Source organism: Nonomuraea sp. NPDC049129, from assembly GCF_040648495.1.
Classification (GTDB): domain Bacteria; phylum Actinomycetota; class Actinomycetes; order Streptosporangiales; family Streptosporangiaceae; genus Nonomuraea.
Genome location: NZ_JBEZDU010000003.1, coordinates 540,742 through 560,282 on the forward strand (window position 1 = coordinate 540,742; position 19,541 = coordinate 560,282).

General features: G+C 66.7%; 16 protein-coding genes. 8 read left to right on the forward strand and 8 right to left on the reverse strand.

Features of this window, described 5'->3' with window-relative positions; all coding sequences use genetic code 11:
• Nucleotides 1-13: 13 nt before the first annotated feature.
• From gyrB to dnaA, 6 genes are all read right to left on the reverse strand, one after another.
• On the reverse strand, nt 14-1,957 hold the full coding sequence (gene gyrB / locus AB0B64_RS12005; RefSeq protein WP_357938172.1) for a DNA topoisomerase (ATP-hydrolyzing) subunit B: 1,944 nt from the start codon (nt 1,955-1,957) through the stop codon (nt 14-16).
• Between the two features lie 341 nt (nt 1,958-2,298).
• A complete protein-coding gene (locus tag AB0B64_RS12010; protein ID WP_225300984.1) occupies nt 2,299-2,757 on the reverse strand; it encodes a DciA family protein in 459 nt (152 codons plus the stop codon).
• An 88-nt stretch (nt 2,758-2,845) separates the two neighbouring features.
• Complete coding sequence (gene recF / locus AB0B64_RS12015) at nt 2,846-4,078, reverse strand: DNA replication/repair protein RecF (RefSeq protein WP_357938170.1); 1,233 nt, start codon at nt 4,076-4,078, stop codon at nt 2,846-2,848.
• Between the two features lie 106 nt (nt 4,079-4,184).
• Nucleotides 4,185-5,123: a phosphogluconate dehydrogenase (NAD(+)-dependent, decarboxylating) gene (gene gnd, locus AB0B64_RS12020; RefSeq protein WP_357938168.1), complete on the reverse strand. Its 939-nt coding sequence runs from the start codon at nt 5,121-5,123 to the stop codon at nt 4,185-4,187.
• 48 nt (nt 5,124-5,171) lie between these two features.
• The gene (gene dnaN / locus AB0B64_RS12025; RefSeq protein WP_357939730.1) at nt 5,172-6,311 is read right to left on the reverse strand and encodes a DNA polymerase III subunit beta; all 1,140 of its coding nucleotides are present in this window, start codon (nt 6,309-6,311) and stop codon (nt 5,172-5,174) included.
• A 522-nt stretch (nt 6,312-6,833) separates the two neighbouring features.
• The gene (dnaA, locus tag AB0B64_RS12030) at nt 6,834-8,405 is read right to left on the reverse strand and encodes a chromosomal replication initiator protein DnaA (protein ID WP_357938166.1); all 1,572 of its coding nucleotides are present in this window, start codon (nt 8,403-8,405) and stop codon (nt 6,834-6,836) included.
• A 574-nt stretch (nt 8,406-8,979) separates the two neighbouring features.
• Here dnaA and rpmH point away from each other — a divergent pair.
• From rpmH to AB0B64_RS12070, 8 genes are all read left to right on the forward strand, one after another.
• Nucleotides 8,980-9,117, forward strand: a complete 138-nt coding sequence (rpmH, locus tag AB0B64_RS12035; RefSeq protein ID WP_093172456.1) for a 50S ribosomal protein L34 — start codon at nt 8,980-8,982, stop codon at nt 9,115-9,117.
• 59 nt (nt 9,118-9,176) lie between these two features.
• Complete coding sequence (rnpA, locus tag AB0B64_RS12040) at nt 9,177-9,542, forward strand: ribonuclease P protein component (RefSeq protein WP_225300917.1); 366 nt, start codon at nt 9,177-9,179, stop codon at nt 9,540-9,542.
• A 17-nt stretch (nt 9,543-9,559) separates the two neighbouring features.
• On the forward strand, nt 9,560-9,817 hold the full coding sequence (gene yidD / locus AB0B64_RS12045; RefSeq protein WP_357655404.1) for a membrane protein insertion efficiency factor YidD: 258 nt from the start codon (nt 9,560-9,562) through the stop codon (nt 9,815-9,817).
• Nucleotides 9,818-9,821: 4 nt separating this feature from the next.
• Nucleotides 9,822-10,775, forward strand: coding sequence for a membrane protein insertase YidC (yidC, locus tag AB0B64_RS12050; RefSeq protein WP_357938164.1), 954 nt, complete (start codon nt 9,822-9,824; stop codon nt 10,773-10,775).
• Nucleotides 10,776-10,795: 20 nt separating this feature from the next.
• A complete protein-coding gene (locus AB0B64_RS12055) occupies nt 10,796-11,284 on the forward strand; it encodes a R3H domain-containing nucleic acid-binding protein (protein ID WP_357939728.1) in 489 nt (162 codons plus the stop codon).
• A gap of 373 nt (nt 11,285-11,657) precedes the next feature.
• Nucleotides 11,658-12,317 (forward strand): 16S rRNA (guanine(527)-N(7))-methyltransferase RsmG, encoded by a 660-nt coding sequence (gene rsmG / locus AB0B64_RS12060; RefSeq protein WP_357939726.1) that lies wholly within the window; start codon nt 11,658-11,660, stop codon nt 12,315-12,317.
• 137 nt (nt 12,318-12,454) lie between these two features.
• Nucleotides 12,455-13,390, forward strand: a complete 936-nt coding sequence (locus tag AB0B64_RS12065) for a ParA family protein (protein WP_358176742.1) — start codon at nt 12,455-12,457, stop codon at nt 13,388-13,390.
• Nucleotides 13,391-14,810: 1,420 nt separating this feature from the next.
• Nucleotides 14,811-15,773, forward strand: coding sequence for a ParB/RepB/Spo0J family partition protein (locus AB0B64_RS12070; RefSeq protein ID WP_357938160.1), 963 nt, complete (start codon nt 14,811-14,813; stop codon nt 15,771-15,773).
• 1,008 nt (nt 15,774-16,781) lie between these two features.
• Here the strand turns inward: AB0B64_RS12070 and AB0B64_RS12075 are convergent.
• Together AB0B64_RS12075 and AB0B64_RS12080 are read right to left on the reverse strand one after the other, a co-directional pair.
• On the reverse strand, nt 16,782-17,057 hold the full coding sequence (locus tag AB0B64_RS12075) for a sigma factor (protein ID WP_358176745.1): 276 nt from the start codon (nt 17,055-17,057) through the stop codon (nt 16,782-16,784).
• A gap of 1,143 nt (nt 17,058-18,200) precedes the next feature.
• Nucleotides 18,201-19,253, reverse strand: a complete 1,053-nt coding sequence (locus tag AB0B64_RS12080) for an aminotransferase class V-fold PLP-dependent enzyme (protein ID WP_358176748.1) — start codon at nt 19,251-19,253, stop codon at nt 18,201-18,203.
• Nucleotides 19,254-19,541: the final 288 nt, after the last annotated feature.

Genomic DNA, 19,541 nt, shown 5'->3' on the forward strand with positions numbered 1-19,541 from the left:
GTACGGCTGAGCGCTACACGTCTAGGAAACGGACATCTCGCGCATTGCGGATGATGAAGGCCCTGCGCGCCTCGACGTCCTCACCCATGAGCACGCTGAACATCTCGTCCGCCTGGGCGGCGTCGTCGAGCGTGGCCTGTAGCAGGATGCGGCTGTCAGGGTTCATGGTGGTTTCCCACAGCTGGTTGGCGTTCATCTCGCCGAGACCCTTGAACCGCTGGACCCCGTCGTGGGAGCGGGGGTCACGCTTGCCGCGGCCGATGCCGTCCTCGATGATCGCGTCGCGTTCGCGGTCGGAGTAGGCGTAGGAGGCGTCGTCGCCCTTGCGGTCCCACTTGATCTTGTAGAGGGGCGGCTGCGACAGGTAGACGTGGCCGCCCTCGATCAGCGGGCGCATGAACCTGAACAGCAGCGTCAGCAGCAGTGTGGTGATGTGCTGGCCGTCGACGTCGGCGTCGGCCATCAGGATCAGCTTGTTGTAGCGCAGCTTGCTGATGTCGAACTCGTCGTGCACGCCGGTGCCCATGGCCGTGATCAGCGACTGGACCTCGGTGTTCTGCAGGACCTTGTCGACCCGGGCCTTCTCGACGTTGAGGATCTTGCCGCGAATGGGCAGGATCGCCTGGAAACGCGAGTCGCGGCCGCCCTTGGCCGAGCCGCCGGCCGAGTTGCCCTCGACGATGAACAGCTCGCACTTGTCGGGGTCGTTCCACTGGCAGTCGGCCAGCTTGCCCGGCAGGCCGCTGCCCGACTCCAGCAGCGACTTGCGCCGCGTCAGGTCGCGGGCCTGGCGAGCCGCGAGGCGGGCCCTGGCGGCCTGCAGCGACTTGTTGATGATGTCCTTGGCCTCGCCGGGGTTGCGCTCGAACCAGGCGCGCAGGTGGTCGTTGCAGGCCTTCTGAACGAACGACTTGGCCTCGGTGTTGCCGAGCTTCGTCTTGGTCTGCCCCTCGAACTGCGGGTCGGCCAGCTTGATCGAGACGATCGCGGTCAGGCCCTCGCGGACGTCCTCGCCGGAGAGGTTGTCGTCCTTGCCCTCCTTGAGGAACTTCTGCTCGCGCGCGTAGCGGTTGACGATCGACGTCAGCGCCGCGCGGAAGCCCTCCTCGTGGGTGCCGCCCTCAGCCGTGTTGATGGTGTTGGCGAAGGTGTAGACGGACTCGCTGTAGGAGTTGTTCCACTGCATGGCGATCTCTACGGAGACGCCGTCGCCGTGCTCCTCGAAGTCGATGACCGACGCGTGCGCGGGCTCCTTCTTGGAGTTGAGGTGCGTCACGAAGTCGGACAGACCGCCCTGGTAGCAGTAGGTGACCTCGACGACCTCGCCGTTGACGTGGTCGGGCCGCTCGTCGCGCAGCACGATCGTCAGGCCCTTGTTGAGGAAGGCCATCTCCTGGAAGCGCCGCGAGAGCGTCTCGAAGTTCCAGGTGGTGGTCTCGAAGATCGCCTCGTCGGCCCAGAACGTGATCGTGGTGCCGGTCTCGGTGGTCTCCCCGTCCGTCGCCAGTGGCGCGGTCGGCTTGGAGTGCTCGTAGCGCTGCCGCCAGATGTGGCCGTTCTGCTTGACCTCCACCTCCATGGCGGTGGACAGCGCGTTGACGACGGCCGAGCCGACGCCGTGCAGACCTCCGGACACGGCGTACGACTTGCCGTCGAACTTGCCGCCCGCGTGCAGCGTGGTCAGCACGACCTCGACGGCGGAACGCTTCTCGACCGGGTGGATGCCGGTCGGGATGCCGCGGCCGTTGTCGATGACCCGCACACCGTTGTCGGCGAGCAGGGTGACGTCGATGCGGTCGGCGTGGCCGGCGAGGGCCTCGTCCACCGAGTTGTCGACGATTTCGTAGACCAGGTGATGCAGACCGCGCTCACCGGTCGAGCCGATATACATACCCGGGCGCTTGCGAACCGCCTCAAGCCCTTCGAGTACGGTGATTGAGCTAGCGTCGTAGGACAAGTGCCAAATCCTCCTGCCGCGGACACGCGGCTGGGGAGGCGACCGTTGTCAAGCTGCCCCTGCCGTGCCCGTCACCGTCGTGAGTGCCCCGTTGCGTTGATCACCCGGGGGAATCGGCGCCGCATACGTGCCGGGGGTGACACGCAAACGGACGTGTCCGGAATCCAGTTTCATTCTACCGGCTCTGAGGGCCCAAGGTGGCATTGAACGCGCCTGTAACGGCCTGTCGCTTGTTTTCCCCCTCTTCGAGCATCCCCCCACAGGAATGGGGGTCATCGCGTCTGCGGCTCTCTGATGGGTTTTCTCGCGGGTCCGGCCCATGGGTTTGTCGCCGATCCGGCTCAGCCGTAGGTGTCTCCCGGGCCCTTGCTGCCGGTCACCCTCAGGCCCCCGGCCGCGCGCGGTGCGTTCTGCGGGCCTCTGACCTTCACCTTCGTCACCGTGCCGTGTCCGAGCTCCTCGTTGAGCCGACGTACGAGAGTGCGCGCGAGCAGGCGTACCTGGGTCGCCCACGCGGTGGAGTCGGCCAAGATCAGCACCTCGCCGTCGTCGAACGAATCGGGCTTGGTGTGCGCGGCGAGCTCGGGACCGACGATGTCGGACCAGCGGCCGAACACCCCGCCGACGGCCGCCGACCGCTCCCAGCCGCGGTCGGCCAGCAGGTCGGAGATCGCGCGTCCGAAAAGCTGTGGATCGCCGGCGTCCCTGCGCGCCCCCGCCCTGCGCCTGGGCTCGCGGCGGGGGAGCTGGCCGCGCTTGGCCGCGTCGGCCTTGGCCTGGGCCAGCTTCTCCCTGGCCATCGCCGCGCCCCTGGCCGTGGGGTTGTCATCGGTAGGCACCCGGGAGGTGCCGTCAGCAGACCCGTTGGCGGATCCGCGCGGGTTGCTCTCAGCGGACACGCGTCACACTCCCTTCTGCGACGTCGAACCTGGCCCCGATCAACTCCCCGGGCACGTCGTCGGCCACCGCCGCGGTGATGAGCACCTGCTCGGCGGGGGCGACGATCTCGGACAGGCGGCGCCTGCGCTGGCTGTCGAGCTCGGCGAAGACGTCGTCCAGGATCAGCACCGGGTCGCCGCCCTCGGCCCGGAGCAGGTCGTAGGCGGCCAGGCGCAGCGCCAAGGCGAACGACCACGACTCGCCATGGCTGGCGTAGCCGCGCGCGGGCAGCTCGCCGAGGCCCAGGATCAGGTCGTCGCGGTGCGGGCCGACGAGCGTGACACCCCGCTCCAGCTCGGCCGCGCGGACTTCCAATAGCCGCTCGCGGAGTCGTTCTTCAAGGGTTTTCCCCAAGTCTGTGGATAACGTCTGTGTATCGGAAGATCCCGTCTCACCGGGGACTTCGTCCTCAGCCGCGTCGCTGCCTGTGGACAAAGTGCTGCGATAGGCCAGTGTCGCGGGGGCACTCGTGGGGGCCAGCGCGGCATAGGCTCCGGCGACCAGCGGGCGCAGCGCGTCGATGAGATCGAGCCGTGCTTGGAGGAGCTCCGCGCCGTGTCTCGCCAGATGCGCGTCCCAGACCTCCAGAGTGCTCAGGACGTCTCCGGCGCCCGCCGCCGAGAATCCTGTGTCACTCTCGGCCCTTCGGGCGCTCCTGGCCCCTCTGCGGGCCTGGGAGGCGGCACGCAGGAGCGCTCCTCGCTGCTTCAGCACGCGGTCGTAGTCGGCGCGTACGCCGGCGAACCGCGGAGTGCGGCTCACCAGCAGCTCGTCGAGGAAGCGCCGCCGCTCAGAGGGATCGCCCTTGACCATCGACAGGTCCTCGGGGGCGAACAGCACCGTGCGCAGCAGTCCGATGACGTCGCGGGGCCTGGACACGGGGGAGCGGTTGAGCCGGGCGCGGTTGGCGCGCCCCGGGTTGATCTCCAGCTCGACCAGCGCCCGCCGGTCGTCCCTGTGGATGGCGCAGCGCACGATGGCCCGGCTCGCGCCCCGTCGTACGAGAGGCGCGTCGCTCGCCACCCGGTGGCTGGAGTGCGTCGCGACGTAGCCGAGGGCTTCGACCAGGTTGGTCTTGCCCTGGCCGTTGGGCCCCACGAACGCCGTGACGCCCGGCTCCAGGCCGAGCTCCACGGAGGCGTAGGACCGGAAGTCGGTCAGCGACAGGTGGGCGACGTGCACCCCAAGAAGGTTAGTGGGCCACGCAGCTCACTGGGGTCACCGGCGTGCGCCTGTGGATAACCGATCTCGGATGAACCGGTATCGGGTCAGCGCACGTTCAGGAGGCTCAGCGCACCTTCGGCGGGGTCACGTCGGCGCCGGGGGAGTCGGCGCCCATGCCCGTCGAGCCCTCCGCCGAGGCGATCGGGTGGCCGCCGAACTGGTTGCGCAGCGCGGCCACCACCTTCATCGCGGGCGGGTCCTCCTGACGCGAGGCGAACCTGGCGTACAGCGCGGCGGTGATCACCGGCAGCGGCACGGCGTGGTCCACCGCCGCCTGAACGGTCCACCGGCCCTCGCCGGAGTCCTGTGCGTAACCGCGCAGCTCCTCGAGGTGCTCGTCGCTGTCGAGTGACCGCACCAGCAGGTCGAGCAGCCAGGAGCGGATGACGGTGCCGGTACGCCAGCTGCTGAAGCAGCCCTTGACGTCCTTGACGATGTCGGAGGCTTCCAGGAGCTCCCAGCCCTCGGCGAAGGACTGCATCATGCCGTACTCGATGCCGTTGTGGACCATCTTGGCGAAGTGTCCCGCGCCGACCTCGCCCGCGTGGACGAAGCCGTCCTCGCCTTCGGGCTTGAGCGTCTCGAAGATCGGCATCATGTGCTGGACCACGGCCTCGTCGCCGCCGCACATCAGCGCGTAGCCGTTCTGCAGCCCCCAGACGCCGCCGCTCACGCCGCAGTCGACGAAGCGGATGCCGCGCTCGGCGAGCTCGGCGGCGTGCTTCTGGTCATCCACATAGTGTGAATTACCGCCGTCGATGACGATGTCGCCCTCGGAGAGGAGTTTGCCGAGCTCGTCGACCGTCTGCTGGGTGGGTTTGCCGGCCGGGACCATCACCCAGACCGCGCGCGGCGCCTCCAGCCTGTCGACCAGCTCCTTCAAGCTGCCGACGTCGCTGGCCTCCCGGTTGTGGTCATAGCCCACGACCTCGTGACCTCCGCGGCGCAGCCTTTCGGCCATGTTGCCGCCCATCCTGCCAAGTCCGACCATGCCGATCTGCATGATGTACCAACTCCCCTAGTCAGGCCTCCATAATCCCCGATGGGATTTTCAGCTCGACAAGCGGATCGGCATGATCAGGTAACGGTAGTCGGGGACTCCGCCGTCATCCACAGGCTTTCCACCGGTGAGGATGGCGGGCTTGGTGGACGTGGTCATCTGTAGCCGGGCGACGTCCGAGTCGATCGCGCCCAGCCCTTCCAGCAGGAACTGGTGGTTGAAGGCGATGTTCATCTCCTCGCCCTCGTAGTCCACCGGCAGCACCTCGACGGCCTGGGCCTCGTCGCCGCTGCCGGCCTCCAGCACGACCTCGCCGCTCTTGAACGCCAGGCGTACCGGAGTGTTGCGCTCGGCGACCAGGGCCACGCGCTTGACCGCCTCGACGAACGAGCTTGTGGACAGGTCGGCGCGCGCCGAGAACTCCGTCGGCAGCAGCGAGCGGTATTTGGGGAACTCGGGGTCGAGCAGCCGCGTCGTGGTCCGCCGCCCGGCGCTGGAGAAGCCGATCATGCCCTCGCCGGTGCCGCCCGCCGAGCTGAGCGCGATCTCCACCTCGGCGCCCGTCGCGCCGAGCGCCTTGGCCGAGTCAGCGAGCGTCTTGCCGGGGATCATCGCGATCGCCGCGAAGTCGGGCTGGTCGGGCTGCCATTTCAGCTCGCGTACGGCCAAGCGGTAGCGGTCGGTCGCGGCGAGGGTCACGGTGTCGCCCTCGATCTCCATCCGTACGCCGGTGAGCATGGGCAGCGTGTCGTCCCTGCCCGCGGCGACGGCGACCTGGCCGACGGCGGCGGCGAAGACGTCGCTGCCCACCCGGCCGGCGGCCGGCGGCATGGCCGGCAGCGACGGGTAGTCCTCCACAGGCATGGTCAGCAGGGTGAACCGGGCGCTGCCACAAGTGACGACCGCCTTGGCTCCCTCCACGACGAAGTCCACAGGCTGTGCGGGAAGCGCGCGGGTGATCTCGGCGAGCAGCTTGCCGGAGACCAGGACGACGCCGGCCTCACCGGTGTGGAGTTCGAGCGTCACCTCGGCGGAGACCTCGTAGTCGAAGCCCGACAGCTTCAGCTGCTGGTCCTCGGTGACCTCCATCCGCATTCCGGCGAGAACGGGGACCGACGGTCGCGCGGGCAGGCTGCGTGCCGTCCATGCCACCGCCTCAGCGAGGACGTCTCGCTCGATTCGGAACATCACGGTCATCAGCCTCCTGAGTTCGTCGTTGATTCAAGTGTTGCCTCTCCCGCACTCGAGTTCCGGGAGAACCCCTCTATGGGTCTTGAGTTTCTTAGTAAGAGAGATAGGTGGTCTTCACACTAGGGGCTGTGGATAGTGTGGACAACGGGCGTTTCCCCTGGTCAGCTTGCGTGGCGTCGCCCACATGCTCGGTGGATTACGCCTGGGGGAAACTTCGCCGCCTGGGGATGAAAGTTTGTTGCCCACAGCTCGTCCCCAGATCATGGTGCGTTCATCCACTGGTCATCCACCGGCTTTCCACAGGTTATCCACGGGCTAAACGGCCTCGTGAGAGACCCTTTTTCGACTGTGCACAGGCCGTCCACAAGTCATCCACCGGATGTCCCCAGGTTGTCCTCAGGATGTCCCCAACTTTATCCCCAGGCATCGCGCAGGATTTTTCAGGCGAAGATGGGGCGTACGGCCGCCGCGATCTGACGTTTCCCCTGATCCACAGTGTTATCCACAGGCTGTGCATGACGGTCAGGATCCGCGCGACGTCTGTTTGATACGCATTGTTAGCTCGTTGACCTGGTTGTACATCGACCTGCGCTCCGCGATGAGCGAGCGGATCTTGCGCTCGGCGTGCATGACGGTCGTGTGATCGCGGCCGCCGAACTGCTGCCCGATCTTCGGCAGCGACAGGTCGGTCAGCTCGCGTACCAGATACATCGCGATCTGCCTGGCGTTGACCAGAGCCCTGCTGCGCGAGCTGCCGCAGAGGTCGTCGATGCTGATGCCGAAGTATTCGGCGGTCTTGGCCATGATCGTGGCGATGGTGATCTCGTGGCCGCCGTCGGAGGTGATCAGGTCCTTCAGCACCACCTCGGCCAGCTGGAGGTCGACGCCCTGCCGGTTGAGGCTGGCGAAGGCGGTGACCCTGATCAGGGCGCCCTCCAGCTCGCGGATGTTGGTGGAGATGCGGCTGGCGATGTACTCCAGGACCTCGGGCGGGGCGGCCAGGCCCTCCTGGATGGCCTTCTTCCTGAGGATCGCGATGCGGGTCTCCAGCTCGGGCGGCTGGACATCGGTGATCAGGCCCCACTCGAACCGGTTGCGCAGCCGGTCCTCCAGCGTGATCAGCTGCTTCGGCGCCCGGTCGCTGGAGATCACGATCTGCTTGTTGGCGTTGTGGAGGGTGTTGAAGGTGTGGAAGAACTCCTCCTGCGTCTGCTCCTTGCCCTCCAGGAACTGGATGTCGTCCACGAGCAGGATGTCGATCGCCCGGTAGCGGCCGCGGAAGCCGTCGGCCTTGTGGTCGCGGATGCTGTTGATGAAGTCGTTGGTGAACTCTTCCGAGCTCACGTATCTCACCCGCGCGCCGTCGTACAGGCTCTGGGCGTAATGCCCGATCGCGTGCAGGAGGTGGGTCTTCCCCAGGCCCGAGTCACCATAAATAAAGAGAGGGTTGTACGCCTTTGCGGGGGATTCGGCTACGGCCACGGCGGCCGCGTGGGCGAATCGGTTGCTGGCCCCGATGACAAATGTCTCGAAGGTGTACTTCTGGTTGAGCCGGGCGGGTTCGCTGGGCTTGTTGCTCTTCGCTTCCCAGCGGTTGTGCGTCGGCTCCGGCAGTTTCTCCACAGGGGACTGCCCCTGTTCAAAAGTGAACGTGGGCTGTGGATATTCGGTGGATATCTGGGCCGGGTCCGGCTGTGGAGAATAGAACTGCGGAGGCTCGGAAGCCTGGTAGTGCTGGGCCGATGGGGGTTGTGCATAACGTGGCTGGGGGTCCAGGCCCTGGGGATAATTTTGAGCCACAGGCTGTGGATGAAGGTCCGGCATCTGCTGCTCGGGGGCCGTCGTGTCGATCATCACGGCCAGGCGCATCGCCCGGCCGAGCTCTTGGGAGAGCGCGTGGGCCACGAGGGGCCGCAGCTTCCCCTCGATGAGGTCCTTCAGGAAGTCGTTGGGGACGCCCAGCACGATCGTGTCGTCTGCTTGGGCGATCGGGCGCACCATGGAGAGCCAGGTGCGCTGCTGTATGGGGACGTTCTCGTTGAGGAAGTTGCTCAGGGCCCTCGCCCATACCGTGCCGAGGTCGACATGGTTCATGTGCGCTACCCCTCCTTCCTCTCGCGGCCCCCCGCGATCGATCGTTTACCGCTTGCCCAGTGCGGGCATTGGTGCCGTTGCGGCCTGGTTATTGGCGCTTCGCACACGTACGTCACAAGTCGTCGGTGCGCCGTCACTGGCTGTCCACCGGGGCGAGTTATCCACATGGAACTCCCACCCGCAGGGGCGGCCGGCGCCTTGGTCCACAGCGTGGCGGGCGAGCTGGACACCCACATCATCCACAGGCCATCCACAGGTTATGCACAGGGCCTGAGCGGCTCTGGGAGGGCTGACAGTAGCTCTGTGCACAGCTGTGTTCAAGCGTTGTCCACAGCCTAGTGGTACCTGAGTGCACATACTGTGGACGTGGCCGAGGATGTGGAAAACCCGCATGTGGATTAGTGGATAACCCCGTTCGCCGGGCCGCCAGTTTGACCTGGGGCATGCTTGCCCCGTAACGTGCCATGGTCGGCTTGTCACGCGACGGCTATTTCGCGTGCCCTCGCTCTCTTGGCAAGCCAGCCATGTGTGTATCAGCGCCCCTGCGGCGCACCTTCAAGCCTGGAGCCCACCCGTGAGCAAGCGTACTTTCCAGCCGAACAACCGTCGCCGCGCGAAGACCCACGGCTTCCGGCTGCGGATGCGCACCCGGGCCGGTCGCGCCATCCTGGCCGCTCGCCGCCGTAAGGGCCGCGAAACGCTGTCGGCCTGATCGACTCGCGTCCGATAGTCCGCCCGCCGGTGAAGTCCGCCGGCGGGCGATAGGCGTATATGGTGCTTTCCCGTCAATCCCGCATGCGACGCGGGGAGGAGTTCGAGGCGGCCGTCAAGCGTGGGAAGCGCGCGGGCCGTCCTACCCTGGTAGTGCATCTAAGCATTTCTGGGGATTCGACGCCTCTGGTTGGTTTCGTGGTGAGCCGAGCTGTGGGTGGCGCCGCCGTGCGCAACAAGGTCAAGCGGCGGCTCCGACACCTGATGCGGGACCGTCTCGACCGGCTCCCGCGAGGTAGCCTGCTGGTGGTACGCGCCAATCCACCGGCTGCGTCAGCGCGATACGAGCACCTTGCCGCCGAGCTCGACCTCGCGTTGGATCGTTTGTTCAGGCGGCGCGAGTCCGCGATGGATGGACACAGATGACGGAGCAGCCGCAAGGGATGCCGAGCCTCCCCGCTCGGGCATTGATCATCCCGATCCGGTTCTATCGGGCCTTCATCAGCCCGATGCTCGGTCCACGTTGCCGTTTCTATCCGTCGTGCAGTGCCTACGGGCTCGAAGCGATAGCCGTACATGGTGCATTGCGCGGCACATGGCTGACTGTCCGGCGCATCGGGCGGTGCCATCCATTCCATCCCGGAGGTATAGACCCGGTGCCCCCACGCCCGGTTCGGTCCCACGAAACGCAAGGGAGATAGCTCGGTGGAGCTGTCCTGGCTGAGCTGGCTCTATGAAGCCGTAGCCCATGTCATCATCTGGATCCATCAGGGATACAGCACATTCCTCAACCCGGACAGCGGGCTGACATGGGCCCTGACCATCATCACGCTGACCGTTTTCATGCGGGTCCTGATCTTCCCGCTCTTCCTGAAGCAGATGCGCTCGTCGCGCAAGATGCAGGAACTCGCCCCCAAGGTGGCAGAGCTCCGCAAGCGCTACAAGAACGACAAGCAGCGCATGAACCAGGAAGTCATGGCGGTCTACCAGGGAGCGGGCGCCAACCCGCTCGGTGGCTGCCTGCCTGTGGTCGCGCAGTTCCCCATCTTCATCTCGATGTTCACCGTGCTGCGGGCCATGGCCGACGGCCGCCCGGTCTACGGCATGACGCAGCAGCTCGTCGACAGCGCCCGATCCGCGCACATCTTCGGCGCTCCGCTGCCGGCCAACTTCTGGATGTCGCAGGCCCAGGTCGAAAGCTTCGGGGCCACCGTCGTCACAACGAAGATCGTGCTCGGCGTCTTCGTGGCGATCAGCTCGCTGACCACGTTCCTCACCGTCCGGCAGAGCGTCACCCGCTCCATGGCCCAGATGCCGGACAACCCCATGGCGCAGCAGCAGAAGATCCTGATGTACATCTCTCCGCTGTTCGCCTTCTTCAGCCTCAACTTCCCGCTCGGCCTGATCATGTACTGGGTCACCACGAACCTGTGGACGCTCGGTCAGCAGCACTGGTTCTACAGCCGCCACCCGATGCCGCAGTTCGACGCCAAGGGCAACGTGGTCCCGGTCGAGCCGAAGACCGGCCTGCTGTCGAAACTCCGCAAGGGCGCCACTCCGGAAGAGGAAGTGCCTTCCGCGCCGCCGGAGCCTAAGATCATTCGGCAGCAGCCCAGTCGTCAGTCCCGCAGCAAGCGCACCGGCAGCAAGAAGTCGTGAACACGAAGGAGAGGCCGGCCATGACCGAGGCCGAGCAGGAGAAGACTCCTGATCTCAACGCGCTCGAGCAGGAAGGCGAGATCGCGGCAGACTACGTCGAGGGTCTCCTGGATATCGCCGACATCGACGGCGACATCGACATGGACGTCGAAGGTGACCGCGCGCTGGTCTCGGTCGTGGGCCTCAAGGGCACCGGCCTTGTCGGGCCCGAGGGGGAGGTCCTGGAGGCGCTCCAGGAGCTGACCCGCCTGGCCGTGCACCGGCAGACGGGGGAGCGGTCCCGGCTGATGCTCGACGTCGCCGGCTACCGTGAGCGGCGCCGTGCCGAGCTCACCAAGCTCGGCACCGAGATCGCCAACGAGGTGAAGGAGAAGGGCGAGCCCAAGGCGCTGCACGCGATGACGCCCTTCGAGCGCAAGATCGTCCATGACGCGGTGGCGGCCGCCGGGCTCCGTAGCGAGTCCGAGGGGGAGGAACCGCACCGCTACGTAGTCGTCCTCCCGGTCTGACCGCACGTACGCACACTCGCTCGCCGACCGGCCGCCGTCCCGCACTCGGGGGACGGCGGCCGGTTCGCGTGAGGGCACTCTTCATGTACGTACAGCTTGTCCGCTCCGTGGCCCATTGCTGCTTCATTTACCCTTTGGCATTATTTGTGAAATTTGGAGCATTATGGCCACTGTCCGGTCTTCCACGACCTCCACCTCGGCGCGGAGTGCAGGGAGTGTGGCGCGCGCCCCTCATTCAGGGCGGCCCGCTAGTCTTCCCAAGTGATCGCTCACCTAGCCTTGAGTAGAGACAGAGCATCGCCCATGACCCCCAAGGAAGGGCCACCCACCAGTGACCGACGAGCTGCCGCCTCCGCCCGACGAAGCGCGTGAGCTGCCGCCTCCGCCTGATGTGGCGCGAGAGGTCTTCACCGGTGAGGCTTGGGGCCGCGCACAGGCGTTCGCCGAGCTCCTCGCCGGCCCTGGGGTGGTACGCGGGCTGCTGGGCCCCCGCGAGGTCCCACGGATCTGGGATCGTCATCTGCTCAACTGCGCCGTCGTCGCCGAGGCCGTGCCGCCGGAGGTGCGGCTGGTCGACATCGGCTCGGGCGCCGGGTTGCCGGGCCTCGTGCTGGCGATCGTACGGCAGGACATCACAGTGACCCTGTTGGAGCCGCTGCTTCGCCGTACCGTATTCCTGGAGGAGTGCGTCGAAGCGCTCAAACTGGACAACGTCGAGGTGTTGCGCGGTCGCGCGGAAGAGCTGGCGGGCAAGCGCGAATTCGACGTCGCCAGCGCCCGCGCGGTCGCGCCGCTTGACCGGCTGCTGAAGTGGGCCATGCCACTTCTTCGCGAAGGTGGCGAGTTGATCGCCATGAAGGGGGAGCGCGCCGCGGAGGAACTTGCCGAGGCGGAGCCCCAATTGCGGGCCATCGGGGCGAGGACAGCCGAGCTTGTGAGTGTCGGGCGCGGTAAGGTCGAGCCGCCTGCAACATTGGTTCGGGTGGTAGCAGGTCGCGCGCCGGAGCCCGGTAGGCGGCGACGAAGGAGGTGACGGTCGTGCCAATCGCGTCAAGCGGTCTTGGCTGGCCGGACAGCCCTCTGTCCGAGAGTCCCAGCGGGGTTGGCTGGCCCGAAATGGGCGTGTCGCGACAGCGAATTCCTGGCACCGGCCTGCCACTGGTTGAAAGGATGGCCAACGTGACCCAGACCCCCCTAAACCCCGGTGATTCGCCGTTGGTACGAGAGGCGCTCAGCTCAGTGGTTTCACGTGAAACATCTGCCACCCAAACAGCTGCCGCCAAGGCGGGCGGAGCGCCCGGGGGAGGCGACGGCGCCTGGCCCAGGCCGCCCAAATGCCGAGTGATCGCGGTGGCGAACCAGAAGGGCGGCGTCGGAAAGACCACGACTTCGGTCAACATCGCCGCCGCGCTCTCGATGCACGGCCAGCGCGTACTCGTGGTCGACCTCGACCCCCAGGGCAACGCGTCCACGGCCCTGGCCACCGAGCACCGGGGCGATGTCCCGGATGTGTATCAAGTGCTCGTTGACGACTTGCCGATGGCCGACATCGTCAAGGAGGTGCCGGACATGCCGGGCCTCTATTGCGCCCCCGCCACCATCGACCTCGCCGGCGCCGAGATCGAGCTCGTCTCACTTGTCGCCCGGGAAGCCCGCCTCAGGCGCGCGCTGGGGGCGTTCGAGGCGATCGAGCTCGACTACATCATCATCGACTGCCCGCCATCGCTCGGCCTCCTGACCGTCAACGCCCTGGTCGCCGCCGAAGAGGTCATGATCCCCATCCAGTGCGAGTACTACGCGCTGGAGGGCCTGGGCCAGCTCCTCCGCAACGTCGACCTCATCAAGGCACACCTGAACCCCACGCTCAGCCTGTCGACGATCGTCCTCACCATGTATGACGGCCGCACCCGGCTGGCGTCCCAGGTCGCCGACGAGGTCCGCGCCCACTTCGGGGAGACGGTCCTCAGCACGGTCATCCCGCGCAGCGTCCGCCTTTCTGAGGCGCCCAGCTATGGGCAGTCGGTGATGACGTATGACCCTGGCTCGAGTGGCGCCATGGCCTACATGGACGCCGCCCGAGAAATCGCCCACCGCGCCGCCGTCTGACCTGTTGCCGTGTCGTAGGGCTGATCTTTGTGCGGCCGCTGGTGTCTCGTGTGACCTGAATGCGGCGGCCGCTCTGCCGACCGTCCTATTCCTGGGTTGGTTTCCACGGGCTGTCCACCGATGGCCCCTCACCCGTGGGCTGGTCCCGGTTTCTTCTATTCCGTATTCGTAGGGACGATCCTCTGCTGCTCGTTTCCCACATCAACACAGACCATCTCTAACCGCTCGTTTCCCGCACCAGCACGGCCGTGACCTCTCGTCTCTGGCAGCGGCACGATCCTCACCACCCGTTGCCCGTGCGGACCGCTCCCGTTCGCCTCCCCGCGTCAGTACGGAGACCGCTTCCGCTCGTCTCACCGCGTCCGTAGGGAGCGCTCCCGTTCGTCCCCCGACCCCATGCTCGTTTCCGCGTTGATCCACAGGATCCACAGGCGGCTCACGCCGCTGCCCAACGGTGTCCGCAAGGCGTTATCAAAGCGCACGCACAGCACACCCGCCCCACGTACTACACAGGCACCAGGGCGCAGGTCGCACTACCACAGGCAGCGCCTACATCGCCTGCACCACAGGCACCCCCTGCACCACAGGCACCCCCTGCACCACAGGCACCCCCTGCACCACAGGCACCCCTGCACCGCGGGCTCTGGCCAGCCACAGGCATCGCTAGGGCCTCAACCATTAGAGGCATCACAGGAAGCACATGTCGGCACACAGCGATATTCACCGATACACAGGGCACACGGGGCACAACACCGGGCGTTCAGAGGGTAGGACCTGGCGGCGCCCCGACGGCCCCGTGGAGGCCGTGCAGGCGGGGCGGGTTCGGTCGGCACAGCTCATGGACCGTGGGTCGCTCACCATGCCCTCCAAGTCCGGACACTCCCACGGGATGCGTGATGCGGGACGTCGACAAGACGACGTGCGAGGGTAGCGCGGCGAAGACGGCCTGCGAGCGACGCACGGCACGCGGTGATGCCCACCACCTCGGCCAAACTCCCCGCACCCCGCCTCCGCCTCCTGCACCTCCACCCACGCCGCCAGCACCCCGCCTCCGCCTCCTGCACCTCCACCCACGCCGCCAGCACCCCGTCTCCGCCTCCCGCACCCCCACCACCTGCACCCACATCCCACCCCCACATCGCGACCGCCCACATCTCTCCCCCCAACATCCCACCTCCTTACACACCCACACCCCCAAACTCCCGCCCCAAGATTGGAATCTTTCTGAACGGTCTGTCTTGGCGGCCAAAATCATGGGGTACAGGGCCTGCGGAGTGCATGCCTGGTCGGATGTGTACGCGTGAGGTTGTGGCGGTGTAAATCCGGAGGAACCGCGTGTGGCGAGCGGGCACCCTGTTGCGTTGACGACGGTAACCTCTCCTGGAGTGACCGGAATCGGCCCGGTGGATGAGGAGAAGCAGTGAGTCAGCATCGGCGGGGATTGGGCAAGGGACTCGGGGCACTCATCCCGACCGGTCCCATCGTTGACGGCGCGGGGACAGTAGCCCCCGCGAATGGCGCAACGGGGGAGACCGCCGGCCCCAAGCCGATTGCCGGAGCGTACTTCAGGGAGATCGCCCTCAGCGCGATCGTCCCCAACCCGCGCCAGCCCCGTGATGTCTTCGACGACGAGCGCCTTCATGAGTTGTCCGCGTCCATTCGCGAGGTCGGTCTGCTGCAACCGATCGTCGTGCGCTCGGTGGGCGGCGGCAAGTACGAGCTGATCATGGGGGAGCGCCGCTGGCGCGCTTGCCAACTGGCTGAGCTCGACCCGATCCCCGCGATCGTCCGCAACACCCAGGATGACGAGCTCCTCAGAGACGCGCTGATCGAGAACCTCCAGCGCGAGCAGCTCAACGCCTTGGAAGAAGCCGCCGCGTACCAGCAACTGCTCGACGACTTCCGGGCGACACATGAAGAGCTCGCCCAGAAGGTCGGCCGATCCCGTCCTCACATCACCAACACCCTTCGCTTGCTCAACCTCCCGCCGGAGGTCCAGCTCCGCGTCGCCGCCGGCACCGTCAGCGCCGGCCATGCCCGCGCCCTCCTAAGCCTCGACAGCCCGGAAGAGCAGATCCAACTCGCCAAGCGGATCGTCGCCGAACTTCTTTCCGTCAGGGCCGTCGAAGAGATCGTCTCCCTCGGCAGCTCCAAGGCGGCCCCCAAGGCCACCCGCGACCGCCAGCCCAACAAGCCCTCCGCACCCGGCCTCGTCCACCTCGCAGACCGCCTCTCAGACCACTTCGAGACCAAGGTCAAAGTCGACCTCGGTCGTCGTAAGGGGCGCATCGTGGTGGAGTTCGCGACGATCGATGACCTTGAGCGCATCATCGGCACTATGGCTCCCGAGGCCGCCCGCGCAATGAGGAACGCCGAAGACTAACCCATGTTTCACGTGAAACCATTTGCCGTTTCACGTGAAACCATGGCCAGGTGAGGCGCCGCGTCGCCTGGGGACCGACGGCGAACACCTGAAGGAAGTCGGCCCACTGAACCCGATCTGAGGCTGCCGCCGGAGTAGCTCGTGTTTCACGTGAAACGCCACCAGCTCCGACCCCACCAACCGCCGCCACTCGTAGTGGCGAGCCTCCGAGCCTCGAAAGACGACCTCGACGGGCGCTGAGCGAACGCCCCAGCGAACACTCGAGCGAAGGTCTCGACGGGCGTCCCGAGTCGAACCCCCGAGCGGGCGTCCCGAGCCGAACCCCGAGCCGAACCCCCAGCGGGCATCCCGAGCGGGCATCCCGAGCGGGGGCCCGAGCCGAACCCCCTGAGCGGGCATCCCCAGGAGGGTCCCGAGCGGACGCTCCGGCGGGCGTCCCCACAGGCGCCCCGAGCGGAGGTCCCGAGCGGGGCCTGTGGGGACGGCCGTAGAGGCCGAGCGTGGGGGGTGAAAGGCGGGTCGTGGACGATCTGCAGGCGACTGTAAGGGAGTCGCGGGCGGGCCGGAGATGACGGGCACGCAGGGCGGCGTGGTTTCTCGGTCCGTCAGCCCTACACGTCACGGGTAGAAGTCTCACGGCGAGATTGTGGATCCAACCACCAGTGGGACCGGCCGAGCCGTGGGATGGGCCGTAGGGCGGCGTGCAGGCGCCCACGCCACGACAAGGCCCTTCTCTGGGTATCCCACAAGCACTGCGCCGGCGCAGCTCGGCCGCGCCGTGCCGGTGCCGCCTGTGGGCGCGCCGAGCGGGCTGCTCGCCCGCCCCTCGTGGTGGCAGCCACTCCGCAGCGCGCCGCCGCCTTTGCCTGGCCGCACCACCGACGCCCCTGTTTCACGTGAAACCATCTATCCGCTCTGGCGCCACCGGCCTGCGCGGACGGCTCCACCTCGGTCAGGTGATCCATTGGATGACGTCACGCGGAGCAGTGTGGTTTCTCGGCCACTCAGTCAGGTCGTCCGCAGCCCGCCTTTCGCCTCCACCCTTGTCAGGCGACTTGTAGGCGAGTCCAGGTTGGTAGCAATGCCGTACAGCCAGGGCCTGACCTCTCCCACCGCTGGGTCATATCTGCCGCGCAACGCCGCGAGGAACACCTCGGCGGCTAGGTCGTCAGCGTCGTCCGTGGGCAGGCGACGGGCGATGTACCGGTGGATCTCGGCGAAGTAGCGGTCGAAGAGATCGGCCGGCACCGCCGGTTGATCTCTCCCGCTACGCGTGTGGTACACGATCACACCTATTTCTTGCCGCGACGGTGAGAATGCTTTCACGCGCGCTGATCCATACGACCCGGGAAGCCAGCCCGGCCCATCCTCCGAGTGCCCGGGCCAACCAATCTCCGAGCGCCCGGGCCAATCAACCTCTGGCCGACGCGGGTCAAGCAATCTCCGAGTGCCCGGGCAACCAAGCTCATCAGTGCTCATGGCGATCTACTCCCGGACGTTCGCGTCCCTCTCGCCGACAGGAGGGCTGCAGCAACCCGCAGGAAACCGTCCAGGCCAAGGTGTCGTATCGCCGGTCATAACCTGTCCCGGCGCCAACTTCATCCAGAAGGGGCACTTCCCATCTCCCGCCGCCTCCCTCGCTCTCGGGGCTACTCCGCCATTTGCGTGGGGTCCCACCCAAATGGCGGATCAACGATCTCGTTGTGGGTTTCCGATGTGGGCGAGAGCAAGGGGGAGCGGGGGAGAAACTACACCGCTCTGCGGGACGTCATCCATAGATGCCCACCCGGGGGGAGGGGGCTGTGAATGGGTTGCCACGCCGCGGTGCTGGCGGGTGGATGGTTTCACGTGAAACGAGGGGTGGGGCGTCGGTGGTGCGTGTGAACGGACACGAGGCACTCTGGATGGATGGACACGGACATCGTGTTCCACAGACAGCGGCTCTCCAGCCACGCGGCCATGTGGTCTTCGGTTCTGCGGACATCGGGGAGGCCGGGCTGGTGGCAAAGTCGGAGCGGCCGGGGCCTCACGATCGCCTGGGGATGGCGGGTGTAGGGCAACGGCTGGGGGCGATCGGCGCCGTGGGACCGCCTTCGTCGGCCCCACGGCATCGGAGTACCCCTGCGACTCACCGAGCCCCGAACAGCGTCGACGAACTCGGTCCAGAAGCACCATCAACGAGGCCCAGTGCAGACCCCGGTGAGCGGGTCCGTGGTTCGTCCACCGGGATTTCTCGTGGTCGCCTACCTGGCTGCAGACGTCTGGCCATCCGCTTGGCACGTGGTGTCCGGCTACCAGGAGTCCCTGGTAGCCGCTTACAGTGCGTCCGACTGGCGACCTGGGGAGGGTTGTTTCACGTGAAACCGTGGGCCGGAGGCTTGTGGAGTGCGTGGGCGGGGAGCTCACGCGAATGTCAGGGCCGGAGGATCAGGGGAGGACGAGGGACTTGCGGATGTCATCGAGGAAGTCGTCTACGTGGTCCGGGGTGGTGTCGAAGGCGGTCATCCAGCGGACGGTTCCGGCGGTCTCGTCCCAGTAGTGGAACAGGTAGCGGGTGAGGAGGGCGGCCGCGGCTGGTTTGGGGAGGGTGGCGAAGACGGCGTTCGATTGGACGGGGTAGGCGAGGGTGATGCCGGGGAGGTCGGCTATGCCGTTGGCGAGGCGGGTGGCCATTTCGTTGGCGTGGGTTGCGTTGTGGCGCCAGAGGTCGTTCGTGAGAAGGGCCGAGAGTTGGGCTGAGATGAAGCGCATCTTGGAGGCCAACTGGAGGGACTGGCGGCGGAGGAAGGGGATGGCGTGGGCGAGGGAAGAAGAGGAGAGGACTATTACTGCCTCAGCTGCCAGCGCGCCGTTCTTGGTGCCGCCGAAGCTGAAGATGTCTACGCCGACTTCCGTGGTGATGGCGCTGAGGGTGGTGTTCAGGTGGGCGGCCGCGTTTGCCAGTCTGGCGCCGTCCATGTGGAGCAGCAAGCCGGCGGCGTGGGCCGTATCAGCGAGGGCGGCGATTTCTTCGGGGGAGTAGCAGGTGCCGAGTTCGGTTACCTGGGAGATGGAGACCACGCGGGGTTGGGAGTTGTGGTGGCTGCCCAAGGTGTCGAGTCGTGTGGTGATGTCCTGGGGGCATAGCTTGCCGTCGGCTGTGGAGGCCGTCAGGAGCTTCGCGCCCAGGAGCCGTTCTGTCGCGCCGGTTTCGTGGGTGGCGATGTGAGCGGTGTCGGCGCAGATGATGGCGTCGTAGCGGCCGAGCATGGGGGCGAGGCCGACCATGTTCGCGCCGGCTCCGTTCAGGACGGGGAAGCCTTCCGCCCCTGGGCCGAAGACGTCCCTGATGTGGTCCTGGAAGGTTGATGTCCAGCGATCGTCCCCGTAGGCGGGTGCGTCCCCGTGGTTCGCCGCAGCCACGGCTTCGAGGATGGTGGGGTGGACGCCTGCGTGATTGTCGCTGGCGAAGCTCTTGGGATAGGTCGAATCGATCGGCACCTGCCCAGGCTACTTTCACGACTCACAAGATTCAGAGAGGCGATAGGCGATCGTCGAGGGTGGGCCCGGGGGTGTCCGCTGGCTCGGGTGCTGCATTGCTGGTTAGCGGTGATCCCCATGCTGGCGGTGATGCCTCCTGTTGTGGGTTGGGGCCAGTTTGGCGAGCGGTTGTGAGAGGCGGGAAAGAAGGCGGCCAGCGAGAGCGAGCCAGAGCCGGGCGGTGGGTGGCTGAGGCAAGGTGAGGTCGGTGCTGGAGTGAGGGCCAGATGGGCCAGGTGCCGGGCGTGC